Below are 6,390 nucleotides of genomic sequence, written 5' to 3'. Positions count from 1 at the left end.
GGCTTAACTGACTGGCATTACCCCTTCACGGGGCGTTTTTTATGCGGTCAGGCGGAAATCGCCGAACGTATGGGGAATGCGTGGGAAGGTGTGCAGGAACCAGGGCGTAAATTGTTCGGGCTGATCCTGCATCTCCTGCTGAATCTGTTCAACCGAACGATAACACCACGCATCCGCTTCTTCCGGATTGAGTTTCGGCTCAACATCACTAATGGCAAAGAAGACGTGACCGTACTCGTGCTCGGTCAACCCATTGCTAAGTGGCAGGTTGTAGCTCAACTCGAACACCGGGGTCAGTGCCAGTTGCATCCCCATCTCTTCACGCAAGCGACGTTCAGCCGCATCGCGGGTCGATTCCTGCGGATAAGGATGTCCACAACAGGTGTTGCTCCACAGGCCGCCACAATGATATTTACCGTTAGCACGACGTTGCAATAGCAGTTCATGGCGCGAATTGAACACGTAGACCGTCACCGCACGATGCAGCAATCCTTTCTCATGTACTTCCAGCTTTTCCATCTTGCCGGTGGGACGATCGAGGTGGTCGACGAGAATAACTTCAATGGCGGGCATGACAACTCCTTCAGATAATTCTCAGCTATTGTACACAACCTCAAAGACCGAAACTGAGGAAATCGCGCACATTCCGTGCGCTTAAATGGCGAAATTTAAGCTTAGCAGTCATCAGACAAAGCGGTAACGACGACGGAGGCAGAAATCAAATTGATCGGCGCTGAGCAGAATAAAGCTGTCGTAGTCATCAGCTGAACTGCGGTTGCGAGCGCCATTCCGGCCCCTTTGCATCTCACGTCATCGCATCTTTAAAAGCTCGAACGGTATAAGCGCGCAAAAGCTGCCATTCCTCACATGGCAGCCCTATTTGCAAAAATCCCAAACGGGGAGGCATGCGTTCTAAGGTCGCCCCTTTAGTTTTGGCTCGGCTTCGATCGTCGTATCGCGGGCAGTCGTGTGACGGGTTGCGCCCCACACTTCATCATATTCATAGCCAGTGAGATCTTTAATCACCACACGCGTTTCAGCATCGCAACCTCTCGCCGTGCCACCCAGTTTGCGGCGCGCCACCTCTTTGATCAGCAACTTATGGCTACGCTGCGTCAGTTTGAATTTAAAAGTCAGCCAGAAGCTCGCCACCAGCAGAGCCGTGGTGACAAACACCATCAACCCGACAATCGCATGGATGGCGCTTTCTGGTTGCGCGCCGTTGCCTTTTACAAAACCACTCTCCTGCAGCACGATGCCAATCATGAAAATGGCGATGGCCACCGAACTTTTGCGCGTCAACACCATGACACCAGCAAATATCCCTTCACGTCTCTTACAGGTCACCATCTCATCAATATCGGGAATAAAGCTGTAGATGTTCCACGGGATGTAAAACAGCCCGGCGCGTACGATGCCCAAAAACAGAAAGACTGCGCTGAACAGCAGCGTGGGCACCTGCCATTGCCACAGATAAACCGCAAACAGGAACAGGAAGATGACGACGATACTCAGGTAGGAGATCCGTAGCGCGTTGGAGGGCGTCATATTAAAGCGGCCCAGCAGCATCATGAAAATGAAGGTACCGGGAATCGACATAAACATCATGTTGCTCAGCAGCAGCGAAGCCAGTGAGGCATCCTGCTTCAGGCCATAGATCACGAAATAGGTGAACACCGCCAGAAACGCATCCATCGCGGTGAAAGAGCAGATATAGATCAGCAGATGCTGGCGGAAGGCTTTGATTTTAAAAGACGATGCTAAATCAACAAACAGATACTTTAGGTGGGCCTTCAGGCTTCCCTGGCGCGCCGAATGTTGCGCTACATCCTCTTCCGGCTGGATGTCTTTGGCCTCCCAGGTGGTTAGCCAGGTAATAAACACCGCCACGCAGTAAATCACCGAGAAGATGACGCCGGTCAGCGTATAGGTAATCGCATTATCTTTGCCGGTATAAGTCATGATGACGCCCGGCACCGAAACAGCGAGGAAACTGCCAAGCGCCGAGAACATCAGGCGCACGCCCGAAAGACGTGTGCGCTCGCTAAAGCGATTGGTCATCTCCGAGGACAAGGTTTCCCACGGCACCAGCACCATCGCTGACAGCAACTCGATGGTGAGATAGGTGCCGAGATAGTACCAGTAGCCCATATCCGTGACCCACAGTGCGCCATACAGCAGCATCAAGGGAGAGGAGATCAGCAGGAAGAAACGACGGCGGCCAAACTTACGCCCCAGCCAGGTGTTGCCGAAGTTGTCGGTAATGTAGCCCATGATTGGGCTTAATATCGCGTCAATGACGCGGGCGATGGCAAATATCGAGCCCGCTTCAAACACCGATAATCCGCAGTAGGTGGTATAGAAAAACAGCAGCCAGGTGCCAATCACCGCAAAGGCACCGCCACCAAATAAATCCGTCAGGCCGTAGCCGATTGCGACGCCATAACCGACGCGACGTTCTGTAGGTTTAACCATCGATCCGATTCCTGTTCTGGTAGGGTATGTAATAGCGGCAAGGTGCTATGCCCTGCCGCCGTTGTTATCAACAGAATTGGAAATCAACTTATTGGGCCGGGATGCTATCCCGCATTGGCTAACATCTGCGCTTTGACACAGAGTTCCGCCGCCTTAAAGGCATGGGCTTGCGTCATGGCGTGCTCTGTACGATGGAGGCAGTCATTAATCAGCTGTCCAAAGAACGGGAAGCCAACTTCGCCGGAAACGGCATAGCGAAACTCGCCCTCTTTGTTCACCAGATACACCACATCCTGCTCGCCACGCGTGAGATCGGTGTATTTGCGAATCTCGATGTAACCGTCAGTGCCGAGCAGCGTCATGCGCCCATCGCCCCAGGTCGATAAGCCGTCCGGCGTAAACCAGTCGCAGCGGAAGTAACCGGTGGCGCCGTTCTCGCCTGCCAGCATCGCATCGCCAAAATCTTCAAATTGCGGATGTTGAGGATGGCGGAAATTCCGCACCTGGCTGGCCACCACCGTGGCTTCGCTGTTGCTGGTGTAGTAGAGGAATTGCTCGATTTGATGGCTGCCGATGTCACACAGGATGCCGCCAAAATAGCGACGCTGATAGAACCAGTCGGGCCGTCCGGTGCCTTCACGGTGTGGCCCCGTGCCAAGGGTTTGCACCACCTGGCCGATAGCCCCTTTTTCTACCAACTGCCCGGCAAACACGGCGCTCTCCACATGCAGACGTTCGCTGTAATACACCGCATATTTGCGCCCGGTTTTAGCGCACATCGCTTTGGCATCTTCCAGCTGTTCCAGGCTGGTGAGCGGGGCTTTATCCGTGAAGTAATCCTTGCCCGCCGCCATCACTTTCAACCCCAGTGCACAGCGTTCTGACGGAATCGCCGCGCCTGCCACCAACTGCACCTGCGCATCGGCCAAAATGGTCTCCAGCGAGTCTGCGATCTGGACCTGCGGGAATTGCTGCACAAACTTATCGACTTTGGCGGCATCGGGATCAAATACCCACTTCAGCGTGGCTCCGGCTTCGGTCAGACCATTGCACATGCCGTAAATGTGGCCGTGATCCAGTCCGGCCGCCGCAATGATAAATTCCCCCGGCTGCACCACCGGCTGCGGTTTGCCTTTCGGCGCGTAGTTCATGCCATCCTGCTTATTCATGGTTGTTTCCTCACGCAAAGTTTTTGCCCAATGGGATGTCATCGACATCGGCGAAGTTGTCGACCGAAGCCTGTTTTTCATAGAAGTGCGGTGCATGGGCGATCAACCCGCCGGTGCGATAAAAGGCATCATCTTTAGGGATAGGTAACGAGACGGTGCTTTTGGTGATAGCCGATTTGTAGATGGCGGTAATCAGTTCCAGCGAGCGTTTGCCCTGCTCGCCATCAATCAGCGGTGCACGCTGCTGCTCAATCGCCGAGAAGAAGTCATCAACCTGTCCGGCGTGCAGCGTCCATGTGAGAGGTGCGGTGTTGGCATGCAGGCGATCCAGCTCGCGCTCCAGCGCCAGATTGTTCTCTTTTTCCGGGAAACCGTTCTCCGCTGCCTGCATGGCGACCGCTTTCCACGGAGCCGACAGGCGCGCGTTCTCTCCCTGCAGCACGATTTTCTGATCTTCACCGTGATGCACAACGGAAGCGGTCAACTGCGCCAGCGTGCCGTTGGGATAGCGGAATATCGCGGCGCTGAGGTCTTCCACTTCGGCGTTGTCATGTGCCACGTTGCCGATCATCGCCACCACTTCACTGGGCGCACCGAGCATCCACTGCATAGCATCAATGTGATGAACCGCATGGTTAAGTGTGCAGCCGCCGCCCTCTTTTTCCCAGGTGCCGCGCCACCACAGGTCGTAGTAAGAATGGCCACGCCACCAGAATGAATCGATCTGTGCGTGGCAAATTTTGCCTGCCAGCCCCGAATCCACCGCAGCTTTCAACTGCCAGAACGCATCAGTGAAACGGTTCTGCGCCACCACTGACAGAATTTTTCCGCTGGCTTTTTGTGCGGCAATCATGGCATCGCACTCTTCCAGCGAAGCCGCCATCGGTTTTTCGCACAGCACATGCTTGCCCGCCTGCAGGGCTGCAATAGTGTTTTCCGCATGCACATATGGCGGCGTACAGACATCGACCACGTCGATATCCGCGCCCTCGGCCAGCATCTCGCGGTGATCGTGGTAAACCCGCACATCGTACAGACCGTAGCGCTGCAATTTCTCCCGCGCTTTTTCGGGATACATATCCACCACCGCGACAATTTTGCCGCGCTCTGGAAACTGCAGAAACGCCTGGATATGTGAATTGGCGATGTTGCCCATGCCCACTATGGCAATTTTTAACATGGTAATTCTCCGCTCATGGCCGCTGTTGAGGTGTCTGCGAGGAACATAAAAAAGCGCTGCTAACCGGACAATCTGTTTTTGTGAGAATGCTCGCAGAGCGATGCAGGAGTTTGTGAACCAAATGTAAAACCGTCTTAATATCAGTCCACTGCGTCTGCAAAAACTTGCAAAAAATGATTGGGATGGGGATCACACTATGGCCGGCAAGCTCAGGATGGACGAAATTTCAGCAATTACGGGCTACTCGGTCAGTACCGTTTCGCGCGTGCTGAGCGGAAAATCCTACACCAGTGATAAGGCGCGTGAGGCGATTGTCGACTGCGCCCGTCGACTGGGCGTTTTGCAGGAAATGGTGAGTGGTCGTCTGCTGATCAATGACATTGTGGTATTTGCGCCGGGACGCACCTTCACGCCACGCGGCGATCACTTTTATCATGAGGTGACGCGCGGGATAGCCGAGGCATGCGCATCGCATGATGTGCATATCAGCTATTGCCCGCTGGAAGAGCAGCGCGCCGATGTGAAGCTGTTTCTGGAGAAGGCGAGTGCGAAAAACATCAGCGCCATCATCATCATCGGTACCGATGACCAAGCGATCTTTAGCCTGGCGGCATCACTCGGCAAACCCTGTGTGCTGATTAACTCTCGTGATAAAGATATGCGGCTGGATGCGGTGTCCCCCGATCACCGGGCGATTGGTTTCAGCGCTATGCAGCATCTGTTTGAACAAGGCCACCGCCGGGTGTTGACCGTCACCTGTCTGCGGCGTGAGACACTGTTTTTGCGTCTGGAAGGGATCAAAGACGCCTATCGCCATTTTCATATGCCGTTTAATGCGCAGCAGGATTTGATTGTCATCGAAGCTTACTCCTCGCAGGACACCGAGATCGCACTGAATCACTGGCTGGATACACACCCACGCGATCAATGGCCTGATGTGATTTTGCCCGGCGGCAAAGGCATTATTACCGGCGTGCAGAATGCACTGCTGTCACGCGGCTTGCGCATTCCCGAAGATATTTCGCTGATGACGACAGATTTAGCCAGCCGGCTGGAAGGATCGCCAGAGATGCCGATCACCGGCTTTGCGGTGCCGTGTCGCGAGCTGGGTTATGAGGCGATCCAACTGATCCAGAACCGCCTCAATCGTCCGCAGTCGTCGATTTACAATCTGCTATTGCAGGGGAAACTGGTGGATCGCGGTACGGTGGCGAATGCCACTCGCCATGCCGCGCGTGAGGAGATCCGTAACGCGTTTCCGTAAGGTGACCCAAAGCAGAAACGAACGTAATAAGAACATCGTGCCTGCGCACCCAAACCCAACGTCAAATCCTCGGCGCTGAAATAACCCTTTGAGTCACCAATCCATTCAAGCCTGAAACACATAGCCTTTTCTAACAAGCCACACAAAAGTTCAGAAGCAAGCTGGTGTCGCGCAGGGGCAGGCAATCCGCAGCGCCGAACAGAGTGAGTCTGCCAGGAGAGACCGCATGGATGCGGTCGAAAGGCTGGGCTGGAACAGGGATGTTCCATCCCAGCCGGTCCGTCAGGCGGACGAATGACGTG

The 6,390-nt window shown here is 54.5% G+C and carries 5 protein-coding genes; 1 reads left to right on the top strand and 4 read right to left on the bottom strand.

The window, feature by feature from the left end; genetic code table 11:
- Positions 1-39 precede the first annotated feature (39 nt).
- The 4 genes from idi to VH86_RS16615 all read right to left on the bottom strand — a co-directional run bounded on the left by idi (position 40) and on the right by VH86_RS16615 (position 4,824).
- Positions 40-573, bottom strand: a complete 534-nt coding sequence (gene idi / locus VH86_RS16630; RefSeq protein WP_038648030.1) for an isopentenyl-diphosphate Delta-isomerase — start codon at positions 571-573, stop codon at positions 40-42.
- A gap of 339 nt (positions 574-912) precedes the next feature.
- Positions 913-2,475 carry an MFS transporter gene (locus VH86_RS16625; protein ID WP_045833562.1) on the bottom strand — a complete coding sequence of 521 codons (1,563 nt, stop codon included), beginning with the start codon at positions 2,473-2,475 and terminating at the stop codon, positions 913-915.
- A 104-nt stretch (positions 2,476-2,579) separates the two neighbouring features.
- Entirely contained in the window at positions 2,580-3,644 is a 1,065-nt protein-coding gene (locus VH86_RS16620; RefSeq protein ID WP_045833561.1) for a Gfo/Idh/MocA family protein, read from the bottom strand.
- 10 nt (positions 3,645-3,654) lie between these two features.
- Positions 3,655-4,824 (bottom strand): Gfo/Idh/MocA family protein, encoded by a 1,170-nt coding sequence (locus VH86_RS16615; RefSeq protein WP_045833560.1) that lies wholly within the window; start codon positions 4,822-4,824, stop codon positions 3,655-3,657.
- Positions 4,825-5,020: 196 nt separating this feature from the next.
- On the opposite strand from VH86_RS16615, the gene VH86_RS16610 reads away from it, so the two are divergent.
- Positions 5,021-6,088 (top strand): LacI family DNA-binding transcriptional regulator, encoded by a 1,068-nt coding sequence (locus VH86_RS16610; protein ID WP_045816662.1) that lies wholly within the window; start codon positions 5,021-5,023, stop codon positions 6,086-6,088.
- The last annotated feature ends 302 nt before the right edge of the window (positions 6,089-6,390 follow it).

Origin of the sequence: Pantoea sp. BL1, from assembly GCF_000963985.1 — a bacterium.
GTDB lineage: Bacteria > Pseudomonadota > Gammaproteobacteria > Enterobacterales > Enterobacteriaceae > Pantoea > Pantoea rwandensis_B.
This window is presented reverse-complemented; position numbering and strand designations above follow the sequence as displayed.

Excerpts from the sequence above, each read along its gene's own strand:
- idi (WP_038648030.1), bottom strand. The coding sequence starts at position 573 with ATGCCCGCCATTGAAGTTATTCTCGTCGACCACCTCGATCGTCCCACC.
- VH86_RS16625 (WP_045833562.1), bottom strand. The coding sequence starts at position 2,475 with ATGGTTAAACCTACAGAACGTCGCGTCGGTTATGGCGTCGCAATCGGC.
- VH86_RS16620 (WP_045833561.1), bottom strand. The coding sequence starts at position 3,644 with ATGAATAAGCAGGATGGCATGAACTACGCGCCGAAAGGCAAACCGCAG.
- VH86_RS16610 (WP_045816662.1), top strand. The coding sequence starts at position 5,021 with ATGGCCGGCAAGCTCAGGATGGACGAAATTTCAGCAATTACGGGCTAC.
- VH86_RS16615 (WP_045833560.1), bottom strand. The coding sequence starts at position 4,824 with ATGTTAAAAATTGCCATAGTGGGCATGGGCAACATCGCCAATTCACAT.